We start from the raw sequence: 24,217 nt of genomic DNA, 5'->3' as shown, positions 1-24,217 counted from the left end.
TTTCTGATTCTGATCGGTGGCAACGCTACTTCGAACGGGACTGTCATCGCTTGATCAACCGCACTCGAATTGCAGGGGCGCCAATTGCGCACGGCGACGACGTCTCATGCTCAGGCCGTCATTCGACCTGAAAAATCCCGTGCGACAGGCCGCACCTCGCGATGACTGGACTGGACGATTGACGGGTAGCACTGGGCGACGATCTCTGCATCTGTCAGTGCAATCCGCCACCGAGACTGGTCGACTCTCAGGGTTCGACTTCTATCGAAGTCTAACTTTGAAGGTTCGCAGGTCGTTTTCTACCTTCAGTTTCCATGACGCTCGGCAAAAGCCCCTGGTCCCAAGATATGAATGCGACATCGCCTTGCGTAGAATGCCCCGTTCTCCTAATCGGCCACCAACACAGGCTTGCGATGCTCTCTCTCCAGCTTTCTAGGTAAGCTGACCATCACGAGATAGATACGGACGAGCAGGCCAACAAACCAGAGAGACACTGGCATGCCCAACACCGCCAGGGCGAACAACACACCGTTCGCCCCGAAGTTTGACGACAGTAGTCGACCCAGTATCAGATAGAACGGCGCGATACCGAAGACGATATAAGAATAGATTTTTGGAAACGGCGAGCGCTCTTTATTGAGCCGCTCGAACAGTGCCATTCCGGCTTGGTTTCGATAACGAAAGTCAGATGCGCTCTCTTCAAAGGCCCGTTTGACGAAAGAGGTTTTCGTGATCGTATACATTACCGTTTGCCTCGACATGATCACCCAGTACAGCGTCAACACGATCCCACCCAGTAGCCCCGGCCAACGCAGAACGGATGACATAGGGGCAAACACGAAATAGTAGAAGTAGGCAAATATGCCGAAGAAGAAATACGTGGCAAATGTCGCAATCGATAGTATCAGTCCGCATACCCACAGCAGGTTCGAACGGCGGTACATCATCGAGACAGCAAGCGGTACAAAGAGGCAAACCAACGTAACAAGTAGTCCGATTTTCCATGGCCATCCGGATACTGCAAGATCATCTGCATATGCCGCGTAGGACACGCCAGCGCCCAGTATGGGAAATATGAAGTTCACCGGCGTGGCTTTCTTCGTCATCTCCCAAACTGCGTCTTTCGGTTCGGTCTCGGGTTTCGTCATCAATTGCGATCGTGGCATCTCGGTTCGCTTTCCAGTGGATGCCGTCTCACGGCACATACATCATGGGGTACTGATCATAGTCTTTGGGCATCGACTTTTCCAGATATTCGGCCGCGTGCTTCATCGACTCCCCGATCGATCGAAACCATGACGTCACATGCTCGGTGGTGTGGGTTTTCTTGTCGAGCCAGTCGAGTCCATAGCCTACCGCGACCGCCACAACGATGGTTCCCAAGACGATTGCCGCTACTGGCAGTGCAACGGATCCCGCGAATAGCGCCACGGCCGCGCCGACCGCCATGGACGCAATCGCAGCACTCAGTCCCGCCTTCGCAAGGTCGATCCCAATCTTGCCCAGCAGGTCGGCGATATCCTTCTTTCTCTTTCCGTCCGGGCCGATTTCCTGGTAATCACGCAGCCATTCAGCCGTATCAAGCGTGATGGTAAAAATCAAAGCGATCAAGCCAGCTTTCTTGAATGCTCCTTTGGCCCCCTCCCAAGCAGCAGCCGTGCCCGACCCGGCCGTGCCTGCTCCTCCGGCAATTGTCAGTACCTTTTCGTTCTTCACACCGTACCGTGCGGCTGTCACCAACTTGCGAAGTCTCGGGTTGCCGGTGAAAACAACATAAGTCTTTTCTCCAGCGTTCTTGTGAACGATCTTCATCAATCTGAACTTCTCTCCCCAAAGCTCATTAATCCACTGCTTGTTGTCGTTCAGAAACGCCGTCCCACCAGCCAGTTGTCCTATTAGCCAGTTACGTGTCGCAATCTTGTAAGGGTCGATGGCCGTTTCTTCGGCGCCGCCCGCAGCCAGTGTGTCCACGACTTCCTTGGGAATCGAGTTCTGGTCGACTTCGAAGACATGCGCTTCCTGCATCGGTTCAACTGTGGTGCCAGGCGACAACTTGATCGGCAATGGACACGACCAGAGTTGGTCCGCGCGCAGCGGATCAAACGGCGGTGCAGCGCGCAGATACTCGGGGATCGGCGGTTGCGGGTACGTGATTAGCGGCGCTACGTCAGTCGGCTTCGATGATGCAGAAGCGGTTGGTGGATGCGAGGCGTGATTCGTACCGATCGCGATGATGATCGGCTCAGGCTTCGCTTTCGGCGATGAGTCGGTATTCGTCAAACCGAACATCTGCATCGAATAGTTCTGGTACACCTTGCCGTCCTGCTTGAGTATCAGATGCCCTTTGAAATTTCTGCTGATCCAGAGGTGGTAGCGCTGGCCGTCCTGGAACTGCCCCTGCTTGACGCGCTTCTTCTTGGCCACGTCGTAGATCCAGTCCTCGGTTGCTTCGACGGTGTAGGTTGCGCCTTTCTTCACCTGAATATCGAATATCACGTCGCGGTGCTTGCGGAGCAGAACCGTAATATCAGTCTCGGCCCAGCATTCGACCGGCTCACCCGGTAAATCGATGCATACGGTATGTTGGATCAGGGGACGGTCGCCCATTATTATTCTCCGCTTCGCTTGACTTGGTCTGCAACGAATTTGCCGAAATCGATGCCCTTCAGTTCACCCTTGCCCTCGCCATCGAGAACGACGTTATGCAACGCGCCATCCTCCGATGCGAGCTTGATCGGCTCACCTTCGGGCACATTGCCCTCCGCGTCCATGTAGCGGATTCGCATGTCGGCTTTCTTGCCTTCCGCGTTGTAGGTTCGATCAAGGCTCGTTGGGCCGGCAAAGGAGTGTTGGCTGCCTTTGATATCGATCTTTCCCGGCGCATGAATCTCGATGTTGCCGCCGGATATGCGCACGTACGCGCCACCTGCCGTGAGAAGGATTTCCTGCTTGGCAGCCGCATCGATCCTCTCCGTCGCGGAGAGCAACTTCAGCGTCTTCTGAGCCGTGATTTCAAGGTTGTCGCCTTGCGCCTGGATTTCGACTTTTCCTTTCGCGGCGAAAAGCTTCATACCCGCGTTCTGTGCGAACAGGCTGATCTTTTCGGCAACGCTCACGAGCAGCGACTTGCCTGTCGCAATGTGCGTGCTCTGGCCGCTGACGAAGTTGACATGCTCAGTCGCGGCGACGTGTGCTGACCGTTGTGTCGACATCCCGATGCCCGATGGCGTCGCGAACAGCATGATCGGCTCCTTGAAGCCGTTGGCATTGCCAGTGCCGCCGCCTGCGGTATTGCCACCGCTACCTGTTGCGCCCGCTACGCTGCTCTGTGTCGCATCGGTAAAAGTTTTGAGCGAGTCGTGACCGTCTTTCAGGCTTTCTGCCTGATGGGTTTCGCTTGCCTGGCTTAGCGCTTCGATCACGCTTTCCGAATTGACCAACTGATTACTCGCGTCACGGACGTCGAGAGGCTGGCTTGATGTCCCGGTCGTTGGATGCGTCGACACATACAAGCCTTGCCCCGCCCGGACCGCACCATACGCATCGGACTTCAGATCGAAGCCGCTGCCGAGATAGGCGCCGCGCGAGTTGCCTGCTTGCGCGATCAGATATCCAAGATGCAGTTGGGAGTCTGCGCTCGTGCTGTAGAGCTGCACCCGGTTCTGGCCGGTGGCATCGTCCATCACCATCTGGTTGTAGCCGCGGCCCTGGTATTCCTTCGACTTATATCCCGACAGGATCCCATTCGAATGCCAGTCGGGAGTCTTCGCACCGTTATAGACGCGGCCGGTGACGAGCGGCTTGTCGCAGTCGCCGTCGAGGAACGACACAATGACTTCTTCGCCGATGCGCGGTACGTGTACGCCGCCATGCCCGCCACCAGCATGCGATTGCGCAACGCGCATCCAGCACGACGCGTTCTCATCGCCGGGGTTCAGGCGATCCCAGTGCATCTGCACCTTGACGCGGTTCAGCGAATCCGTGAAGACTTCCTCGTTCGCCGGACCCACCACGGTCGCCGTCTGCATGTGCATCTCGGGCTTCTGATGCTCAAGTGGACTCCGGAACGGGATGGCCTTGCGCTGCGCTTCGACCGTCGCCATGAAGAAGCCTTCACTGCCGTCGCTACCTTTAACGACGAGCGTCCGGTCGGCTCCATGCTGAGCCCGCGCCGTGGTAATCGTCTGCTTGAGACTATGCGGGAAATCTGTTGTGCCACCCGAGACAGGCAGGTTGTTCTCGACGACCCATTCGACGTCGATCACAGCAAACTGCCGGTCCTGCTGACTGCCAGCGTCGTGCTCCGGGTGGTTTTGCAGCTCGAACCAGCGGCCTGCGTCGATGCGACGGACCGCGCCTACGCCGTGGAAACGCTTCGCCCGCGACTCCCACTCTTCCATCCTCACCTTCGAGAGATGGTCGCCGCGGTCCTGCTGTCCGTACGTATACGCGCCCGTGTACTCATACACTTCGGCCTGCTGCGGCAGGTTGCCCTGCGTGGTCATTGTCGGGATCGTCGTGCCCTTGGGATTGGCAGACGACGCCGGCGACTTATAGTCGAATGTCCGCGTGGTGAGCGTAGTGCTTTGCAGCGTGCGCGTGCCGCTCCACTGCACGAAGGCATCGGTTTCGCTGTTCGTGCCCGAACGGTAGAAGTCGACGGTTTGTGGCGAAAGCGGTTGCAGGCTGCCGATATCGTCGGTGATCACCAGCGTGTGCGATTTGCCATCGGCGGCCTGTTCGAAATAGCCGAAGAGCCCTTCCGTTTCCATCAGTCGATGACAGAAATTCCAGTCGTCTTCGCATTGGACGCAGAACGAACGCTGCGGCAACGTATTGCGCAATGAGAAACGGAATGCACCCTGCGCCTGGGGATGCATATTGAATACGTCGGTGAGAATTTCATCTACCGCTTTATCCTGCCAGATGCGCGCATCTTTTCTGAAGCGCAGAAAGTGCATCCAGGAGACAAAACCGATCTGATAGCTGGTTATTGCGCTGTCCGAGCCCAACCGACGGGCGGTGTGGACATAACCGTGATGCGGGGCGTAGGACTGGTCGGTTTGCTGCGTCCAAAGCGTGACGGGCTGAGCGATCAGTGTTTTGAGTTCGACGTTGTCATTCGTGGAAACGGCGTCCAGCGTGAATTCGTAGTCCCGGCCGAGCCTGGAATGCCCCACCAGCCTTTGTGGCAGAAGGACATTAGCGCCCAGTGGCGTATCGAGTTTCAGCAGGCGATCGCTTTGCGCCAGCCCCCCCTTGATTGCCGCGATTATGTCCTGCGCTCCCATACCGCCTCTTATTTATGCAATTCGCGCCCCCGCGCTATCGCGCGATAATACAAAAGATCAGACGTTTACTGCAATCGATTCAACAGAAACAAGTGTTAAATAGGAATTTGTTTCGCTTTTTATTGATGCATCCTGGGAATCGGTAAAAACAACGTTTCGGCACATAAATACTGCGCAAAGATACTCCCTGGCGTTTCGGAGAGGGGGCGTCCCAGCATAAAACAGCCAGCAGCGTACCCACCATCCGCCGGAAGGCACCATATGCTGCGACGACACTTAGCGGGCTAGCTCCTTATAGATTTGCTCATTACCCAGACTTTTGATCGGCACTGAGCGCTCGAGTCACGGTATTTCCAATCGAATGGATCGTTCCGTGGCTAAGGAACTACGGCCGCAAATATCTTATTGTGATGCTGGATTCCCCTGCTCGTTGATCGTAAGAGGCATTCACATTGCCCCACGGGAAGTGTTGCCCATTGATAATTCCTTGCCGGATGAGTTGGTCAACCAGAAATTGCAATTTCTTCTGTTCTTCGGCTTGGCTCCAATTCTCCCAGCCTTTCGCCGAATCAGGATCAGCGACATTAACTGAAATTGACTCAAGCGCGCCGGACAGAAAATACAACGTCGATATGTACTTACAGTTGCCGCATATCGACTCAACTTTATAGGAAACGAAGGGTCCGTTTTCCAAGACCTTCGTACGACGTTGGAACATCGCGCTCACAAGAGCTTCACTCAGCGTCAGGCTCGCTGGAATCACCGCTCCGCAGATCGCCAGGTCACCGCTCGTCGTGTCGATCTTCATCTATCGACTTTCCGCGATCCGCACAACCACACCGCCTGCCTCGCGCACTTCAATCTGGATATCCCTTCCAGAAGCCACAGCCAGAAATGCCACTAAACCTTCAGTCTCCATCACATCGTAGAACACGACATGCTCGGAGCCCATTTGAGCTGGAATCTGCGCCCTGAGTCCCCCGTTTGCGTCAACGATATAGGCGCGATTGGCCGACAGATCATAGGGGGCCTCGACCACGGCGATACCGCTAGCGTCTCCAAGCAGTCTTCCACTCACGCCAGCCAGATTGTGAATGGCGTGTTGAATGCAGTCCGAGTTCCACGTCAGCCCGGGCGACTGGCATCAACTCTGCAATGCTCAATCGCTGCGGGTTGTTTGCCTTGTCGTACCCTGGGTTGCGCTCGACAATCCGCAGATCCTCGGCTTTTTCTGAGTTACTCATTGAAGCGTCTCCGAGCTCCAATCTGAAACCGTTTGAATTGGAGTGGCGGCTGATTTGGGGTGCACAGGGAGGCCGTCACTCGCTTAAATGCGAACGAGACGGCACAGGCAGAATGAACCCATGCTACTTCTACGTCTCTGTCGACATCATCTGTTGGGAAGCCACCAACCGAGGTGGCGGATGGCAACCGCAAATACACAGATCGTCACTTAACGCGGCATGCCGTCCGTCCGGCGCAGTCATGATCTGGCGCGGTCCGTCGCATTGGATCTTCCCCGTTGTGTTACAAGCCGGGCATGCGACAGGATCCCCTTCGTGGGCGACGTCTTTATCGCTCAATTGAATGGAGGTGGTGGCGGCCTGAACGACGCCGTTAGCTGTCGTCTTGTCGCCGTTCAGAATCAGATATCGTTTCATAATGTCTCTGGGGCTTGACGTATTCACTCGAGGTTAACCTGCGTTGGACGGCTGCTAGGTCGCGCAATCCGGTTTCCGTGGCTACTCGGTATAGGCGATAGTGAGCATGACCATCATTGACCGCGGATCGGCGCGTACCGATATCGTCCCCCAGTTGAATACAAACGAATCGACGCCTTGCGAAGTGGCGACGCGCGTTGTTTGCGCTTCTGTCATGATCAGTTTCGCTAACGTCTTTTTTTCACGAACGAGGTCGTCATTTGTCGCCGACCAGTCCTGTTTGCGAATGCATCCGTCATTCCAAAGGCTGTCGATCGCGACGAACTTGCCTTCATGAAAGCGGGCCGACACTGCAAACGAGTGCCGCCAAATCAATATCTCGTTGACGCTGAACGACTCCCACCCGTTGCGAGCGTCCAGCGCCTTCCATCCTGCTGCGATCAAGTCCGGCACGGTCGTGCGGCCCGGCGCGAGTACGAGCCCCGTGCCCACATCCAGTTCACCGGTCGAAAAATTGAAGGTGCCCGACATCATTAACTCCCGAATTTCAATATGTTCCCGCCGACAAGGCTACCCTTATCCTGATCCGAAACGAAGTATTGAGTACCACCGCCTTTACCAAGGTTTGTATTCGCCGATGCCTTGCCTTTAGCGACGCAGATGTCTTTGGTCACCACAAAGGCCCGCAATTGAGATCTCATCGCCCGACCGCTCGGCCAATTCGCAGAATGTGCAACCTGAGTCAAGTCGTTGTACTCCCGGGCTGAGCCACTGCTACCCAAAACTGTGCGAGCATCCGAAAAATAATTTCCGGGCAATGCGGTCGCAATTTTTTCAGGAGCGGCATACGGGTAAAGCGTATAAAGCACGGTGCCTCGTTTTAGTACGGTGTTCTGGTATGAGTCGACCCCATAGTACGGAGCCGAACCTTGCCATGTTTTTGCCTGTGCAGCAGGATCTTTCCCGGCACAAGGGTCCTTCTGGCAGCAATCCTTATTCGGCGTTTGCGCTTTCTTCTTGAGCCCCAGCGGATCGACCCAGCCAGTCGGATTCGGCGCGTACTGGTACAAGTTCCCGCCACCCAACAGCCCAATCGGGTCTTTGGCCGTAAACCGTCCAGTGTCCGGATCATAGTAGCGATGCCGGTTATATGCGAGGCCGGTCTCTTCGTCGAGTTGCTGCCCCTGGAAACGGATCGGGTTGCGCGGAGCGCTGAGCGTCGCCTTCGACACTCGCGCTATCACATCCCGAGCTTCGCCCCACGCCTTGTATTTTGCCTCCCAGACGACCTCACCGAGTTCGTCGGTAAGCATCTGCGGCGTGCCGAGCTGATCGCAGTGGTAGTAAAAGACATGCACGGCGGAGGGGGGACGTACAGGCTTGAGCAGCGGATCGTCTTCCGGCGCGTAGCGATCGGTCTGCTTCCAATCGGGCGTAGCAATACCGGAGATCGGGCCGGAGACGAACTGCGCCAGCGGCACGAACGACCCCGCTTCATACACGTAATGCGTGCTACCTTCATCGGCGCTCTCGTATGCCAGCGTATCGCCGTCCCAGCCGAACGTCGTGCGCGTGCCGTCGACCTCTTTACCGATACGGCGCCCGAACGCGTCGTAGAAGTAACGTGCCTCATGATGGCGCGCCGGCTCAGCAACACTGGCCGCCGTCATCCGGTTGAATTCGTCCCACTCGTAGCGCTGCTCGGCGCCCGCCGAGCGTTTAGAAATCAGGTTGCCGCGGGCATCGTAGGTAAAGTGTTTGCCGGCGTAGTCCTTTAAAAGATTGCCCAGCACTCTCGGCGTCTGCGCCGGCAAGGTACTCAATTGTTGCCCGCCGCCAGTGCGTGCATGCGCCGGACTGCCCGGATCGACGATATTGCTGGCTGGATCAAATGCGAAACGTTCGGTCGCAGAAGGACTCACCGCTTCAATCAGCCTGCCGACGGGATCGTACTGATAACGCGTCACGCCCTGCCGGCTGTCGTCGATCTCTTTGAGCTGTCCCACGGCATCGTATTGATACCGGCGTGCCACGATCGGGGCGGGTGCGCCGGCACGCTTAAGTGCCTGAGATTCCATCCGCCCGACCGGGTCGTAACGCGTGTTCTGCGCGATCCGGTTCGATAGCGTGCGCTGAGTTTCGCGATGCAGGTCGTCACGCTCGAACTGAATCAGTTCCTGCCCGTCGAGCTGCATCCCGTGCACATGGCCCGTGCCATAAACCAGCCAGTCGACCGAATGGCCATCCGGGCGCACGGTTTTGATACGCGTGCCGATCTCGTCGTATTCGTGCCGCCACACGTAGCTGCGACGCTCATCGAACAGTTGCTGCGCGTGATGTTCGCGCACCAGATTGCCGACTGGGTCGAAGAAATGCTGCACCCGGCTGATTGCGTTTTGTGCGTCGATCAGACGACCACTTCCGTCGTACATGAAACGCTCGTCACTTGCGCCGGCGACGCGCCGCGCGAGGCGTCCACCGCTGTCGTATTCGAGCTGAGTCGTTTGTCCCGCTTCATCGACGGTTTGCAACTGGCCAGTCGCTGCGTCGTAGGCGTAGCGGGTCGTCATCCCGTCGAAGGCAATTTCCTCGAGGAGTCGGCCGACCGGATCGTAATGGAACTGGTAGGTCGCGTGATTCGAATCAGTGAGCGCGCTCAGGCGTCCGACCTGGTCATAGCGATAGGTCAGCAGTTCGCCCGATGCATCGCGTCGATTCGCGATCCGCCCGGCGGCGTCGTATCCATAGCGCGTGACGCGGTTCAGCGGATCCGTATGCACCAGGAGCCGGCCCTCCGCGTCGTATTCCAGCTTCTCGATTCCCGCAGCGGATTGGACTTTGGCCAGTTGGCCGTTGCCACCATAACGATAGACAACACTCCGCCCACCCGCGTCCTTGCTCTCGAGCAGGCGGCCCTCTCCGTCATAGGTCCACTGCGTTGTCTTTCCCGAGCAATCGGTATAGCCGACAAGGCGTCCCGCAGCATCATAAGCGAGTGCTTTTGCCCCACCTTTCGCGTCGACGATTTCGGTTGGCTGCCCCTGATCGTTGTAGCTGTATTGGGTTTTGTGACCCAGCGGATCAATCTGCGTCGTGACATTGCCCGCGTCGTCGTATTCGCGGGTCCAGCGATATGTTTGCGGATCGACGATCACAATCATCTGATCCTTTGCGTCGTACTCCATGCGTACCACGCTGCCATCCGGACGGGCCTGCTCGATCAGGTTGCCGCGCGTATCGTAGGTGAAACGCTCGACGCTGCCGTCCGGGTAAATATGCTGCGTCAGATTATGTTGGGCGTCGCGGTAGAACCATTCATTGAGGCCGTCCGCATGAATGATTCGATACGTGTAACCGTCGATATCGAAGTAATAGCGGGTCACGTTGCCGAGGGCGTCACTCACATCGACGAGACGGATGTCCGGATGCCACGCGAGGCGTGTGTCGTAGCTCCCGTCGTCCGCGTATTCGCGAACGCACTTCGCCTTGGGTCCAGAGCCATCCCATTCCAGATTCATGCCACGGCCGGTGCGATCCGTGTACCGGGTCACGAGGTGATGCGTGTAGGCGTACTCGCGACGATTGCCGTGGCGGTCGGTTGCCGCAATGAGGTCGCCATGCTGGTCGTACGCGTAACGCACCAGCGTGCCGATCCGTTCTCCTTCCTGGTCGATCTCCACCGCTTCGACGAGACGGCCGCCTGCATCGTGTGAAAATACGACGATGCTTTGCGCGGTGATCAGCCGCGTAAGCCGATGCGCGTCGTCGTAGTCCAGCGTGACCTGACTGCCGTTGCGATCCTTCAGGAAAGCGAGACGGAAGGCGCCACCGCGTTTTTCATACGCTTCGAGCAGTTCATGCCCGCGCGTGAGCGTGAGCCACTGGTCATCGAGTCGCGCGAGCGTGAGGTCCTCAGCGAGATCGTCGTGCGTCTCGCCCGCCTTGAGCAGTGGGTACTCAAGACTGCGTCCACTCGGATCGTGATACACAAGCTTCGCCGCGTGGATATCGAAGCGCGTGGTGTAGGGAGTGATCCAGCGCGCACCCAGATTGCTTTCGTCATATTCAGAGAGAAATGACCGGTAAGTACGTCGCCACACTACCGGCATCGCGCCGGGCAAGACAAAGTCTTGGTGATCGAAGCGCTCGTCGCCGAGTGCATAGCCGATCGAGCCGCCGCTGCGTCCCAGACCACAGCTCTTGCAGTCGCTCGCCCCTGGGTGCTTCGCCTTCCCCTGCGTGGCGATTGTCTCCAGTTCGCCTTCGGTTTTCTTCAACTCGGCTTCCACCTTGCCGGCTGCCTTGATGCCGACAGTCTGTTTGTGTTTCTGCTTTTCCTTCCACTTAGCCACGGCCTTCATCAGCGCGTCGAGCATCCAGATCAGGCCACCGACATCCGCGCTATTCAAACCCTTGATCTTTTCCGTCACCATCGGAATCGCGTGGCGTGCTTCCGCGGCCATTTGCTTGAGCCGCTGGTTCGTCGATGGCGAGATTTCATTCGCTGCGCGCGAGGCGAGATTCGCCGCGTCCTTGACCAGTACCTTGGTGCCGTCCTTCAGATACGACCACAGGTTCTCGGCAATCTTGCTCGCGTCATGGGCGGCAAAGCCGTCGCCGACTTGCTCCAGATGCTTGTCAGCTGCGCGATAGTTGCCTGACGTGTCGAAGAGCTTGCCCGACGCCGCACCTTCAAAAATCTGCGCAAGACCTTCGAGCAGCTTCTTCGCATGATCCGCGCAGTCGTTGAGCATCTGCGCGAGCTTCGCCTGCACTTCCTGAATAAATTTTTCGATGTCGCCGGCAAACTTCGCGCTGATGTGCGCCACAAGCACCGAGATGACCGTATCGGCGATCATCTGTGCTCCGCCTTCCGCAACGGCCTTTGCGCTTTTCGCGAGCTCCTCGCGAGCGAGCTTCATCAAGGGCCGCGCGCCCATACGGAATTCACCCATCACGGGCGGCAGCGGGATCACGCCAATGAGGTCGATGCCCAGGTTCAGATAGTCGAAGAAGTCTTTCGACTCTGCTTCGATCAGCCGCTTGATATCCATCACGACGTCGACCGCAGACAGAATGTTCGAGACGACGGGAATGTAGTTCGCCAGTTGCTCGACGCGATCGAGGGTGATGTAGCCATCGCTGACGCTCTTGAGCCACGCATCGAATTGCTCGAGTGCGGAACCGACGTCCTCCTTCGCGATGGTGACAAGCGGCGCGATGGCGACTTCGGTTCGGACTACGGCGGTGGTCTGGGCGGCGGCTTCGCTCATGCTGGGTCAGGTCGGTTTAGTTGCTATTAGTAAAGAGTTTGTCGTAACGGCATCCGAGCAGAATCCATCCCGGGCTTTCCTGCTGATCGACAAGCAATCTGATTTCCTTCTTGCCGACCGTCTTGCGATAGTCGACGCCCCGCCATTGAGCGTTCTCGCGTAGTGAAATGGTACCGGCTCCTTCGCTCATGCCGCCGATACGCGCGACCCATTGCTTGGCAACGCTAATTTCATCGCCTTCAGGTGTGGGAATGGCGAGCAGCATCTGCCTTGGCGACACGATCGACACAAGGTTCGACGACGTGCCCCATGCCTGAATCGGTTTCTGCGTTTTCCATGCCAGGTCGACCGCTTTTTCTTGCGACGGCTGACTCGTGAGGCCCGGCACGGCCCCGCTGTCGACACGGTCGATGAAGCTATCTATCTGGCGTGCGTCGAGCTTGCACTCGACGAAGCGGGCCATCGTCTGCAGATCGGTTGCCGACTGGGCGTGCGCGCTTGCGACAATCGCAACGCAGCACGCCGTACTCATCAATGTCTGAACGAATTTCATCGCGGACTTACTTGACCTTGCAGTCAGTCGCTGCCGGATAGCCGGTCGAGAACGCGCCAACGCAATGCAGCGTCACCTTTTGACCAACGCGCGAGCGGATCTTGTCGACGCTTGCTTTATCGGCAAATGTCACGCGCACGGCGGAGTCAGAATCGTCGCCGAGCTTGCCGATGACGTTGTCGGTCAGGCCCGAATCGAGGGATAGCAGCTTGCCGGTTAGCGCGAGCGGTTTGTCGGTGTATTTTGACGCAGCGTCGGCGTCGCTCGCGTATTGCGAGGCCATCGCGGCTGCGGATAGTTTCAGTTCGGTTGCGCCGAATGCCGTCGAAGTGAGTACGAACGCGAGCGCGAGAAAGGCCGTTTTTTTCATGACAGGGCTGTATTTATTTGAAGTCAAATTGTCGGCATCGAATCAGACGATGCCCTTGATTGCCGGCAGTGCGCTGCGTGCCGATTGTGCGATGCTGCTGATTTCCTTGGCGGCACTGGCAGCCTGGCTTGCCTGCGAAAGCGCGGCGCTTGCTTCCGATGGCAGCGCCTTTGTGAGCGCGTTTTGGGCGAGCCCCGTAGCCTGACCTTTTGCCATTGATGCGAGTCCGCTCGTGCCTTGCGAGGCCACGCTAGCGAGGCTCGCAAGTTGCGACGCCCCGCCTGCGGCCGTGCTCATTGCACCTGTTGCCGCGCTCGCCATCGTGCCTGCTGCGCTCGCTGCGCCGGCGGTTCCGGCCGCACTCGCTGCGCCCGACGCATTACCGGCACCCGGCAGGAATGAAGCCATTTGTGAAGCCGCAGCGGTGTCGCCCGAAGCGCTAAGCGGCTCGATCGGCCACTTGATGCTTTTGAAATAGTTAGCCGGCTGGGATGGATCACGAGGATCATTGCCGAATTGCACTTGCGCGACGCCCGGAGGCAAGCCGCTTACGGTCATGCGACCGTTTGCATCGAGCGCGCCTTGCCGCAGAAGTCCGCCGTTGGCGTCCAGCACCGAGAACTGTCCACCTTTGACCGGCTCGCCATTCGCATATTGATGCAGCAGCTCAAGCTGTCCCGGTTGATCAGGACGCGCGGCCGGCAACGGATAGCCCTGACTGGTCGGACCGTTGAAGCTGTGCTGCGCGCCTTTGACATCGACCATTCCCGGCGCATGGATGTCAATGTTTCCGCCTTTAATCCGGATGTACGCACCGCCGCTCGTCAACAGGATTTCCTGATCGGCGGCCGCTTCGATTTTTTCGGTTGCCGACAGCAACCTGAATGTCTTCTGCGCGGTGAATTCGACGTTGTCTGACTGCGCTTTGATCTCTACTTTGCCTTTCGCCGCGAAGAGCTTCATGCCTGCGTTCTGAACGAACAGGCTGATTTTCTCGCCAACGCTTGCAAGTAGCGATTTGCCGGTTGCGATGTGCGTGCTCTGGCCGCTGACCAGGTTTACGTGCTCCGTTGCCGCGATGTGAGCTGATTTTTGCGTCGACATCGCGATGCCCGCGGGCGTCGCAAACAGCATGATCGGCTCTTTGAATACGTTTGCGCTACCGGTACCGCCGCCGGCTGTGTTGCCGCCGCTGCTTGCGGCGCCAGAGATGCTGTTCTGCGTGGCGTCAGTGAAGGACTTCAACGAGTCGTAGCCGTCTTTCAGGCTTTCCGCCTGATGTGTTTCGCTCGCCTGGCTTAGCGACTCGATCACACTTTCGGAATTGACTAGCTGACTGCTCGCGTTTCGAACGTCGAGAGGTTGGCTCGATGCGCCCGTCGACGGATGCGTCGACACGTACATACCTTGCGCCGCCCGGACCGCGCCATACGCGTCCGACTTCAGATCGAAGCCGCTGCCGAGGTACGCACCGCGTGAGTTGCCGGTTTGCGCGATCAGGTAGCCGAGATGAAGCTGCGAATTTGCGCTGCTGCTGTACATCTGCACACGGTTCTGACCGGTGGCATCGTCCATCACCATCTGGTTGTAGCCGCTGCCCTGATACTCCTTCGACTTGTACCCGGACAGGATGCCGTTCGAATGCCAGTCTGGTGTCTTCGCACTGTTGTAGACGCGTCCGGTGACGATCGGCTTGTCGCAGTCACCGTCGAGGAACGACACGATGACCTCTTCCCCCACACGGGGCACGTGGACCGCGCCATAGCTGCCACCCGTGTCTGATTGAACCACCCGCATCCAGCACGACGCGTTTTCATCTCCCGCGTTGAGCCGGTCCCAGTGCATTTGCACTTTGATGCGGTTCAGTTGGTCCGTGAAGACTTCCTCGTTCGCAGGGCCGACGACGGTTGCGGTCTGCATGTGCATCTCGGGCTTGTGATGCTCGAGCGCGCTGCGGAACGGGATGGCCTTGCGTTGTGCTTCGACGGTGGCCATGAAGAAGCCTTCGCTGCCGTCTGGCGCTTTGATGAGCAGGGTGGGATCGCTTGCGTGCTTTGCCCGGGCCGCGGCAATTGTCTGGTTCAGGCTGTGCGGGAAGTCCGTCGTGCCGCCCGAAACCGGCAGGTTGTTCTCGATCACCCATTGAACGCCGATGACCGCGAACTGCCGGTCTTGCTGGCTTCCCGCGCTGTGATCTGGGTGGTCTACCAGTTCGAACCAGCGGCCTGTATCGATGCGGCGCACCGCGCCTACGCCGTGGAAGCGCTTCGCGCGCGACTCCCATTCTTCCATTCGCACCTTTGACAGGTGATCGCCGCGGTCCTGCTTGCCGTAGGTGTAGGCGCCGGTGTACTCGTACGCCTCGGCCTGCTGCGGCAGATCGCCCTGTGTCGCCAAGGTCGGGATCGTCGTGCCCTTCGGGTTCGCGGCTGAGGACGGTGCCTTGTAGTCGAACGTGCGGGTAGTAAGCGTCGTGCTTTGCAGCGTACGCGTGCCGCTCCACTGTACGAACGCGTCGGTTTCGCTGTTGGTGCCCGAGCGATAGAAGTCGACGGTTTGCGGCGACAGCGGTTGCGGGCTGGCGATATCGTCCGTGATAACCAGCGTGTGTGATTTGCCGTCGGTAGCCTGATCGAAATAACCGAACAGCCCTTCCGCTTCCATCAGCCGGTGGCAGAAATTCCAGTCGTCCTCGTACTGGACGCAAAACGAACGCTGCGGTAATGGGTTACGCAATGAGAAACGGAATGCACCCTGCGCCTGGGGATGCATATTGAATACTTCGGTGAGGATTTCATCGGCCGGTTTATCCTGCCAGATACGTGCATCTTTTCTGAAACGCAGAAAATGCATCCAGGAGACAAACCCGATCTGATAGCTGGTAATGGCGCTGTCCGAGCCTAAACGGCGGGCGGTATGCACGTAACCATGGTGCGGGGCGTACGACTGATCGGTTTGCTGGACCCAAAGCGTGACGGGCTGGGCGATCAGCGTTTTAAGTTTGATATTGTCGTTAGTTGAAACGGCGTCCAGCGTGAATTCGTAGTCGCGGCCAAGGCGTGAATGCCCCACCAGTCTTTGCGGCAAAAGAACATTCGCACCCAGGGGCGTATCGAGTTTCAGCAGACGATCGCTTTGCGCAAGCCCCCATTTTATCGCCGCAATAATGTCCTGCGCGCCCATACCGCCTCTCTTTTATGCAAATTGCGCCCCCGCGCTATCGCGCGATAATACAAAACATTACGGGCCTATCGCAATCGCACATCCGAAAACAAATGTTAAATCGGAATAAATTTCTGAATCCAAGGTGGATGGTTCGACATCGGTATGATTGACGTATATCGGTCGAAAATTATGTGCCTGCCGCTGTACAAGGTGTCCACAACGGTGCTGCATCTATGATATGCCCGACGCATATTCAGAATTTTCGAGCGAAATCGTTTTTATTCGTGCTTGATATAAGTTAGCTGGTTGATTTTTCTGAATTTTTGTAGAATCCCGCAGAGCGCGGCGGCGCAATTGACAACAAAGACGAGGCGGTATGGGAGCTCAGGACATAGTTGGGGCAATGACTGGCGGACTTGTTCAGAGCGACCGCCTGCTGAAGCTGGATAGTCCGCTGGGCAACAATGTCCTGCTTCCGCAGCGCATTGTCGGTTATTCTCGGATTGGCCGCCATTACGAATTTACGGCCGATGTTGTTTCCACTTCGGATACGATCGAGCTCAAAACCCTCATTGCCCAGCCCGTTACGTTATGGACCCAGCAAAGCGATAAGTCTTATCTGTCTCACCACGGCTACGTGCACACGGCCCGACGTCTAGGATCAGATAGCGGACTCACGAGTTATCAGATTGCCTTTGCGTCATGGATGCATTTCCTGCGCTTTCGGAGGGATGCGCGAATCTGGCAGGATAAAGCCGTCGACGAAATACTGACCGATGTCTTCAATATGCATCCGCAGGCACAAGGGGCATTTCGCTTTGCATTGAGCAAACCCCTCCCCTCGCGATCGTTCTGCGTTCAATACGAGGATGACTGGAATTTTGCCCATCGGCTGATGGAAAACGAAGGGCTCTTTGGCTACTTCGAGCAGGCCAGCGACGGCAAGTCGCACACGCTTGTCGTGACAGATAGTCTCGATACGTTCCAGCCACTTTCGCCGCAGACTGTCGAGTTCTATCGAGCAGGCACCAACAGCGAAACCAATGCGCTGCTGCAGTGGTCAGGCACGCGCACATTGCAAAGCACGACGCTCACCACCCGCACCTTCGATTACAAAGCGCCGGCTTCATCGGCCAATCCGAAGGGTACAAACATACCGACGTTGACTACGCAGGGAAACCTGCCGCAGCAGGCTGAAGTATATGAATACACCGGCGCCTACACCTACGGCGACCAGGATAGGGGCGACCATCTGTCGAAGATCCGCATGGAGGAATGGGAGTCGCGAGCAAAGCGTTTCTTTGGCTCGGGTGGTGTGAGAGAGGCCGATGCGGGCCATTGGTTCGAGCTCGACGATCACCCTGCCCATGCTACGGATAGCACCCAGAACCGGCAATTCGCAATTATCGAGGCCGCCTGGTTCATTGAAAACAACCTGCCGGTGTCCAGCCAGACTGCGGATTTCCCGCACAGTCTGAAAAGTGAACTGGCTGAGGTCCGCGCAAATCATGCACCTCCAGCAAATGCACTGACGGTCGCGCACGTGGATGGCAGCGAAGGATTCTTCCTCGTTGAAATCGAAACACAACGCAAGGTCGTGCCGTTTCGGAGCCCGCTTGAACATCACAAACCAACGATGTATCTCCAGTCGGCCATTGTCGTTGGTCCGGCCAACGAAGAGGTGTACACCGACCAGCTCAACCGTATCAAGGTGCATTTTCACTGGGACCGCCTCAATGATGGCGACGAAAAAGCGTCGTGCTGGGTGCGGGTCGCCATGTCCGATACGGGTGGTGGATACGGTGGTGTCCATGTGCCAAGAGTCGGTGAAGAGGTTCTGATCGACTGGGCCGGGGGCGATTGTGACAAGCCGCTGGTAGCAGGTCGCATCTACAACGGTGCGACGCAACCGAACTGGCATTCCAATGGCATCCTGTCGGGATACAAGTCGAAGGAATATCAAGGCAGCGGCTACAACCAGATGGTGATGGATGATGCGACGGGCCAAAACCGTGTGCAGTTGTGCAGCAGCAGCACGAATGCGCATCTGCACCTGGGCTATCTCATCGCACAGACTGACAACACGCGTGGGGCATATCTGGGTAGCGGCTTCGACTTGAAGTCAGATGCGTATGGCGCAGTGCGTGCCGGTCAGGGCCTGTACGTCACGACCCACCCGGCAAGCAACCAGCCGCTGGATGCTCGCGAAGCGAGTGGACAACTTGGCAATTCCGAAAGCGCGATGGAAGCGCTCTCTGATACCAGCACCACGCACCAGGCGGAGAGCCTCAAGGACGGCTACGACTCACTGAAGTTATTCACCGATGCAACGAAGAACAGCGTTGCAGGTTCAGCGTCGGGTGGCAACACTGCCGGCGGCGGCACGGGCAATGCCAGCGCATTCAAGGAACCCGTCATGCTGTTTGCAAGTCCTTCCGGCGTTGCTCTGTCTACCCAGAAATCGATTCACATCGCTAGCGATGCACAGACAAACCTCGTGAGCGGCCAGAACACGCATATTGCAACGGGCAAATCACTGATCGCCGGTATTACGGAGAAACTCAGCCTGTTCGTTCAGAACGCGGGGATGAAGCTCTTTGCGGCCAAAGGCAAGGTCGAGATGCAAGCGCATGCTGACAATATTGAGCTAACGGCGCAGAAGACGATAAAGCTGCTGTCTGCAACGGAAAGAATTGAAGCGGCTGCGAAGCAGGAAATCCTGCTGACTTCCGGTGGCGCATACATCCGCATGAAAGGCGGCGACATTGAGATTCACGCGCCGGGAATGGTCGATATCAAAGGCAGTCAGCATTCGTTTAACGGGCCCGTCCGCAAAAACTATCCGTTGCCTAATTGGCCGCAACCAGAAACACAAGGGCCAGTGAAATTCAACATGCTTCTGACAGACACGCCAGGCCCGGATGGCTACCCCCATATCAACACAGCATGGCGCATGGTCTCGGCACCGACGGCGGATGACGCGCTCATGTCCTCCGACATGATTCTGACTGGTCAGAGCGATGCTAGCGGCAAACTTGCCCTTTCGGACGCCGACGAGAAAACCTTGCACGAGGCATATAACAAATCGCCGGGGCAGATGTGGCTCGTCTACGCGGGACAAGTACGCTCATTGTCACTGAACCGAGAGTCGGATAGCTGGACTGAGAGCGACAAGTTTTACGAAGCAATCGACGCTATGGGCTATAGCGACCAAACGTTTTCCGCTCAACAAACTGACGTTGACCAATCCTTTGCTCAATGGGCGCGGCAAGAGTTACAGGCACATAGTGGAGACGCTGTGCTGGGCAAATTGAAAGGAGAAGCTTGATGGCCGACGTTGTCGCTCGCGAAAACCCCACAGGCAAGCTCTTTGATGACGATATTCTGTCGCTCAAACAAATTGTTGATCATGCGGGAACTCCGTACAAAGCATTTGCGACGGAAAACGTGTGGGTGGGCGTGGGACAGCCGTTTTCTCAGCCGCGGACAGGGAATGCACTAAAAGCATTTACCACGGGAAAGGCCTACTTCAGCGACCTTGCCTCCGCTATTCAGGCCGCCGCTCATGTGATCTACATTGCCGGCTGGCAAGTGAATTGGGACGCAGAACTAGAGCAAGGCGTGCGTCTTTTCGATGTTCTGCTGAAGGCCGTAAAAGCCAATGCGCAGCTCAAGGTTTATGTCATGCCGTGGATGCATTCGCCGCCCGTGCAAACCTATGACAATCAAACAAAATCTGTCCTTGAAGCTATCAATGAGATTGCTGGGCGCACGTGTGTGTGGGTCACGCTTGCAGCGTCTCTGGCGGACGACGATCGTAGTTTCTTCAGCCATCATCAGAAACTCATCGTGATCGATGAAAAGACGGCCTACATTGGCGGCATGGACCTGGCTTATGGACGTTTTGATGACGCGACCTATGATCTGAAGGCGGACGCTGAAAACCGGCAGGCGATGAATCGCTACAACGGCTGCATTCCTCATCTGGGACATGTCCCGAAGGACAATCTCGTCGATCCTGACCTGCTGACCGGTATGGTGGATAACCGTCCGACACTGTGGGGGCTTGTGCCGTCCAATCATAGCGACACGCTGAAGAAGATTGAAGGAGGCGGTTATCAGATTGCATACGGGGATGAAACACCCTATGTATCCGCTACGACCCACCCAACCGGCCTACCCTCCAACGACGGGACGCTCGACGCCAGCAGGCAACCCCGCATGCCTTGGCAGGACGTGCATTTTCGTATTGACGGACCGTCGGCGAACGATGTGGCGCGTAACTTTGTTGTGCGCTGGAATAGCGAAGGCGGAGGTAAGCGGGCGCATTTGAATCTGCCGCCTGAGCCAGCCCCGCTGACCGGTGGGTGCAAGGTTCAGATGCTGAGGAGCGCGCCTGCCGCAATGCGCCAGGCTGAATTCAATGGTTCGAGCAGTGCCGACCAGAAATCTCAACCCGCACCTGATGGCAAACAATGTGAAATCGCATTGGCGATGCGTAATCTCATTACCAAGGCCACCTCTTTTATCTATATCGAGAATCAGTTTTTTGTTTCTGGCTTTGGCACTGAGCATACGGATCCCAATACGACCGCGGCCAACGTGACGTCTCAACAGCCGCTATCCGGCCCGGCAGATCAGGTGAAGAAGCAAGGGTTTGGCGAGTGGGCAACCCGGCAAAGTTCAGATCATCCGGAGGAAGCGCCTAAGAATTTCATCTGTGAACTGCTGGGTCATCGAATCGGACGGACGATCATGTCCGGGGTGAAGGAACATTTCCACGTCATCATCACGTTGCCGGTGCACCCCGAGGGCATGTTGAACAACGCAAGCGTCATGACGCAGGTCCACTGGACGATGCAGTCACTCGTGTTCGGCTCCTTTAGCCTGCTGAATCGCGTCCGACGCTTCCTTAAAGCCAAAGAATTGCGTGATGGGAAAGTTCAGGACTGGAGCAAGGTGCTAAGCGACCCGCGCGACACTCGGTATGAGGACGTCGACATCGAAAAATGCCGCAAATACGTTACGCTCCTGAACCTGCGAAATTGGACCAAGCTGGGTGAGCGTTATGTGACAGAGCAGATTTATGTGCACACCAAGATGATGATTGTGGACGATCTGTTTGCTCTGGTTGGGAGCGCGAATATCAATGACCGCAGTCTGCTGGGCTCGCGGGACTCTGAAATCGCCGTTCTGGTTGCGGATAGTGCAATGGAAAAACACAATATCGATGGAAGTGGTCACGTCAAGGTGACCCGGAAATTTGCACGAAACCTACGGCAGGAAGTGTGGAAGAAGCTGTTCGGCATCACAGGTAACGTGCGGCCCGCGCACCAATTGATGGGGGCGATTGATCAGCCCGCTAATCCGGCGAACTGGAGGGCGATACAGAAGGTGGCAGATGCGAATCAGAAATTATATGAAGCAGCGTTTGCCTTTATTCCTCGCAATCGTGGTCTGTCAGCGTCGCCAGACGATCAAGGCGACTTCGCATCTATTTGGCCAACATGGAATCCAGCGGCGAAATCTACCGAGGGGAAGATGCCTTTTGATGACGCCTTCTGGGCGAAACCGCAGCACGAGCAAGCAGCAACCAACCTGTCTCAGCTGAACGGCTTCATCGTTTCGCTGCCAATCGAGTGGACGAAGGGCGAGAACAACAATCTGGGTTTTGCCACGTCACTTGTTGCGGACAATTATCAGGTCCCAAGGCCGGCTAACGCTTATGAACAAGAGGCATCTGCGTCCGACAAGAGCCAGAGCGGGGAACTTAGCTGATGAGACAGTTCACCCATCGCTGGAAATTGATCGCACTCGCGTCGCTGACGTGTGCAATGCAGTCTGTACCGTCTCGTGCTATGGCTGATGCACGCCAAGAATGTGTCGGTCGTTATGAACTGACGATTCCTGGTGACGTTGACGTCGCTCTGACCATCCCCACAGCGTTCTCAAAGCCGCAGGAAAATCCAATCCGGTTTTCAGATGACCAGCCAGCAACGCACTCTGTTTTTATCTATGACGGCACCTTCCGGATAACCGGAACGATGTCGCGTGCTGACTTCGGTTCAATCTTGGGCGGGATTAAGACGCGAGTTTCCTCAAGCACAGCGTCGACGGACGAGAACACCCGGTTTGAAGCGATACCGGTGGGACGCCCGGACTCGTTTGCTTGGGCTGGACATCGCGCCGCCGGGTTCTATATCTATGAGAATGGCCGAGCGATTAGCTTTCGTGAGTCGTCCTCAGACCCGTCTTCTGCAAGGCAACGTACCGAAGATGTCCTAAAGGGGCTGGCAATCCGCCACGCCAACGATATCCCCAAAGGCGATGGCGTATGCCTACCGGACATGTTCATTGCCGATAGCGGGAACGACTCCGCACGCCAGATTGGTGTAACTTTTCGCTTGAAGAACCACCCGGACGTCACGATTTTCTTCCTCGACGAAAAGGCATTGGCCGCAGATCCTAAGCTAACGTCCAAGCAAAAGAGCGAGTTCGTATGGGGCTATGAATACGGGATCGGCAAACGCATCAAGCTTGATGGTCCGATGCCTTATCGGTCCGTCAAGCTCGATGGCCGCGAGGGTGTCGCGACTTCAGCAACCATTACGCGCGACGACGACTCGACGGACTACGGGTACCTTGCCACGGTACAAGGCGACTCCAGCGCGCCGGTCGACACACCCAATTTGCTTCTTCTGGTTGAAAGAAACGCCAAGTACGCGAAAGGGAATGCCCCCGTATCTGCGGACGAACTCGACCAGATAGCGAAAGGGATCGCGGCATCGATCCGGCGTCGGCCAATTCAATAGCGATGCACGTACAACGCCTGATGAGCATCGCTAAGCTAAAACTCGGAAAGGGGTCCTTCGCGCTCGGTTTGCATTTTTTTTCCCTTTCTGCTTTTTCTGAGGGCAGCACGCCCCCGGCCAAGGAAGAATGTTTAGGAAGATATAAGATCACTCTACCCGCGGATGTAGAGGTCGCCCTGTCTACCCCTGACAGCTTGAGCGACGACGTAAAGGATTCGATACGGTTCAGCGATGGCCAAACTGCTCCGCATTCAAAATTCATCTATAACGGTGGGTTTACTATCATCGGCAGCGTACCGCGGAGATTATTTTGTCCGCGCCGAATGAATTTTGAGCCACCGCGCCGATCGAGCTTTGAGCCGGGGTGGAGACCGGCCTGAAGAAGGACCGGTTGTGGATAAGTGTATGGGTTTCCGGAGTGGTTGTCCTCCTTCGTATGAGGATGCATTGCGCAGTGGAAGCTGCGAAGGGCGTAGCCCGTAGCGGCTTCCACTGCGCGGCAAGCGACGATCAGGCCGATTCGTTCGCGCTCGCATCGTCGGCTCTGCGCGCTGCTTCGCGTGAGCGGATACGCTTCTTTGCACTGGCGCTGCTATGGCGGAAACGGTAGCTTTCGTTGCCGGTTTCCACGATGTGGCAGTGATGCGTCAGCCTGTCCAGCAATGCCGTGGTCATCTTCGCGTCGCCGAACACACTGGACCATTCGGCGAAGTCCAGATTCGTCGTCACCGCAACGCTCGTGTGCTCGTACAGGCGGCTCAGCAGGTGGAACAGCAACGCCCCGCCGACCTGGCTGAAGGGCAGATATCCGAGTTCGTCCAGAATGACCAGGTCGAGGCGAAGCAGGCTCGCCGCGATCCTGCCGGCACGTCCCTGCGCCTTCTCCTGCTCCAGTGCGTTGGCCAGATCCACGGTCGAGTAGAAGCGCACCCTCTTGCCGTGGTGCATGATGCCGGACACGCCGATGGCGGTCGCCAGATGGTAAGCGTCCGATCTTGACCGTCTAGATTCTGGTCGCATCGCACCCCATGCTTTCGTTGGGCACAAATGTCACTGTGTCCATAAAGGGAGATCATGGACAGAGTCACTGAA

General features: G+C 57.0%; 15 protein-coding genes and 1 pseudogene. 4 read left to right on the top strand and 12 right to left on the bottom strand.

Annotation, left to right across the window (positions count from 1 at the left end; translation table 11 throughout):
* Nucleotides 1-386 precede the first annotated feature (386 nt).
* The 5 genes from KHO23_RS20650 to KHO23_RS20630 all read right to left on the bottom strand — a co-directional run bounded on the left by KHO23_RS20650 (nt 387) and on the right by KHO23_RS20630 (nt 6,330).
* Nucleotides 387-1,148: a hypothetical protein gene (locus KHO23_RS20650; RefSeq protein WP_236066933.1), complete on the bottom strand. Its 762-nt coding sequence runs from the start codon at nt 1,146-1,148 to the stop codon at nt 387-389.
* 46 nt (nt 1,149-1,194) lie between these two features.
* Entirely contained in the window at nt 1,195-2,607 is a 1,413-nt protein-coding gene (locus KHO23_RS20645) for a hypothetical protein (protein ID WP_211613102.1), read from the bottom strand.
* A 2-nt stretch (nt 2,608-2,609) separates the two neighbouring features.
* Nucleotides 2,610-5,291, bottom strand: coding sequence for a type VI secretion system Vgr family protein (locus KHO23_RS20640; protein WP_211613101.1), 2,682 nt, complete (start codon nt 5,289-5,291; stop codon nt 2,610-2,612).
* Between the two features lie 385 nt (nt 5,292-5,676).
* Nucleotides 5,677-6,099, bottom strand: coding sequence for a hypothetical protein (locus KHO23_RS20635; protein WP_211613100.1), 423 nt, complete (start codon nt 6,097-6,099; stop codon nt 5,677-5,679).
* Nucleotides 6,100-6,330, bottom strand: a complete 231-nt coding sequence (locus tag KHO23_RS20630; RefSeq protein WP_211613099.1) for a hypothetical protein — start codon at nt 6,328-6,330, stop codon at nt 6,100-6,102.
* Between the two features lie 67 nt (nt 6,331-6,397).
* Here KHO23_RS20630 and KHO23_RS35445 point away from each other — a divergent pair, with 67 nt between their 5' ends.
* Nucleotides 6,398-6,526 (top strand): hypothetical protein, encoded by a 129-nt coding sequence (locus KHO23_RS35445; RefSeq protein ID WP_268963901.1) that lies wholly within the window; start codon nt 6,398-6,400, stop codon nt 6,524-6,526.
* Between the two features lie 138 nt (nt 6,527-6,664).
* Here the strand turns inward: KHO23_RS35445 and KHO23_RS20625 are convergent, their stop codons facing one another.
* The 6 genes from KHO23_RS20625 to KHO23_RS20600 form a co-directional block, all read right to left on the bottom strand.
* Nucleotides 6,665-6,952: a PAAR domain-containing protein gene (locus KHO23_RS20625; protein WP_211613098.1), complete on the bottom strand. Its 288-nt coding sequence runs from the start codon at nt 6,950-6,952 to the stop codon at nt 6,665-6,667.
* Between the two features lie 81 nt (nt 6,953-7,033).
* Complete coding sequence (locus KHO23_RS20620; protein ID WP_211613097.1) at nt 7,034-7,444, bottom strand: hypothetical protein; 411 nt, start codon at nt 7,442-7,444, stop codon at nt 7,034-7,036.
* Nucleotides 7,445-7,485: 41 nt separating this feature from the next.
* Nucleotides 7,486-12,225: an RHS repeat-associated core domain-containing protein gene (locus KHO23_RS20615; RefSeq protein WP_211613096.1), complete on the bottom strand. Its 4,740-nt coding sequence runs from the start codon at nt 12,223-12,225 to the stop codon at nt 7,486-7,488.
* 16 nt (nt 12,226-12,241) lie between these two features.
* Nucleotides 12,242-12,778, bottom strand: coding sequence for a hypothetical protein (locus KHO23_RS20610; protein WP_211613095.1), 537 nt, complete (start codon nt 12,776-12,778; stop codon nt 12,242-12,244).
* 7 nt (nt 12,779-12,785) lie between these two features.
* Entirely contained in the window at nt 12,786-13,148 is a 363-nt protein-coding gene (locus tag KHO23_RS20605) for a hypothetical protein (protein ID WP_211613094.1), read from the bottom strand.
* A gap of 42 nt (nt 13,149-13,190) precedes the next feature.
* Nucleotides 13,191-16,331 (bottom strand): type VI secretion system Vgr family protein, encoded by a 3,141-nt coding sequence (locus tag KHO23_RS20600; protein ID WP_211613093.1) that lies wholly within the window; start codon nt 16,329-16,331, stop codon nt 13,191-13,193.
* Nucleotides 16,332-16,689: 358 nt separating this feature from the next.
* Between KHO23_RS20600 and KHO23_RS20595 the strand changes: the two genes are divergently transcribed.
* Genes KHO23_RS20595 through KHO23_RS20585 form a run of 3 tightly spaced genes read left to right on the top strand, consistent with a single transcriptional unit; the run spans nt 16,690 to nt 23,125 of the window.
* Nucleotides 16,690-19,641: a type VI secretion system Vgr family protein gene (locus KHO23_RS20595; RefSeq protein WP_211613092.1), complete on the top strand. Its 2,952-nt coding sequence runs from the start codon at nt 16,690-16,692 to the stop codon at nt 19,639-19,641.
* Nucleotides 19,641-22,091, top strand: a complete 2,451-nt coding sequence (locus KHO23_RS20590) for a phospholipase D-like domain-containing protein (RefSeq protein WP_211613091.1) — start codon at nt 19,641-19,643, stop codon at nt 22,089-22,091. The genes KHO23_RS20595 and KHO23_RS20590 overlap by 1 nt, the downstream gene beginning before the upstream one ends.
* Nucleotides 22,091-23,125: a T6SS immunity protein Tli4 family protein gene (locus KHO23_RS20585; protein WP_211613090.1), complete on the top strand. Its 1,035-nt coding sequence runs from the start codon at nt 22,091-22,093 to the stop codon at nt 23,123-23,125. The genes KHO23_RS20590 and KHO23_RS20585 overlap by 1 nt, the downstream gene beginning before the upstream one ends.
* A 510-nt stretch (nt 23,126-23,635) precedes the next feature.
* On the opposite strand, the pseudogene KHO23_RS20580 reads toward KHO23_RS20585, so the two are convergent.
* Nucleotides 23,636-24,106, bottom strand: a pseudogene (locus tag KHO23_RS20580) (ATP-binding protein); the annotation flags it as partial.
* Nucleotides 24,107-24,217 lie beyond the last annotated feature (111 nt).

Source organism: Paraburkholderia haematera (genome assembly GCF_905220975.1).
In the GTDB taxonomy this organism is placed as follows: domain Bacteria; phylum Pseudomonadota; class Gammaproteobacteria; order Burkholderiales; family Burkholderiaceae; genus Paraburkholderia; species Paraburkholderia haematera.
The sequence above is the reverse complement of the archived record's forward strand: the minus strand, read 5'-3'. Positions and strand labels throughout refer to the sequence as shown.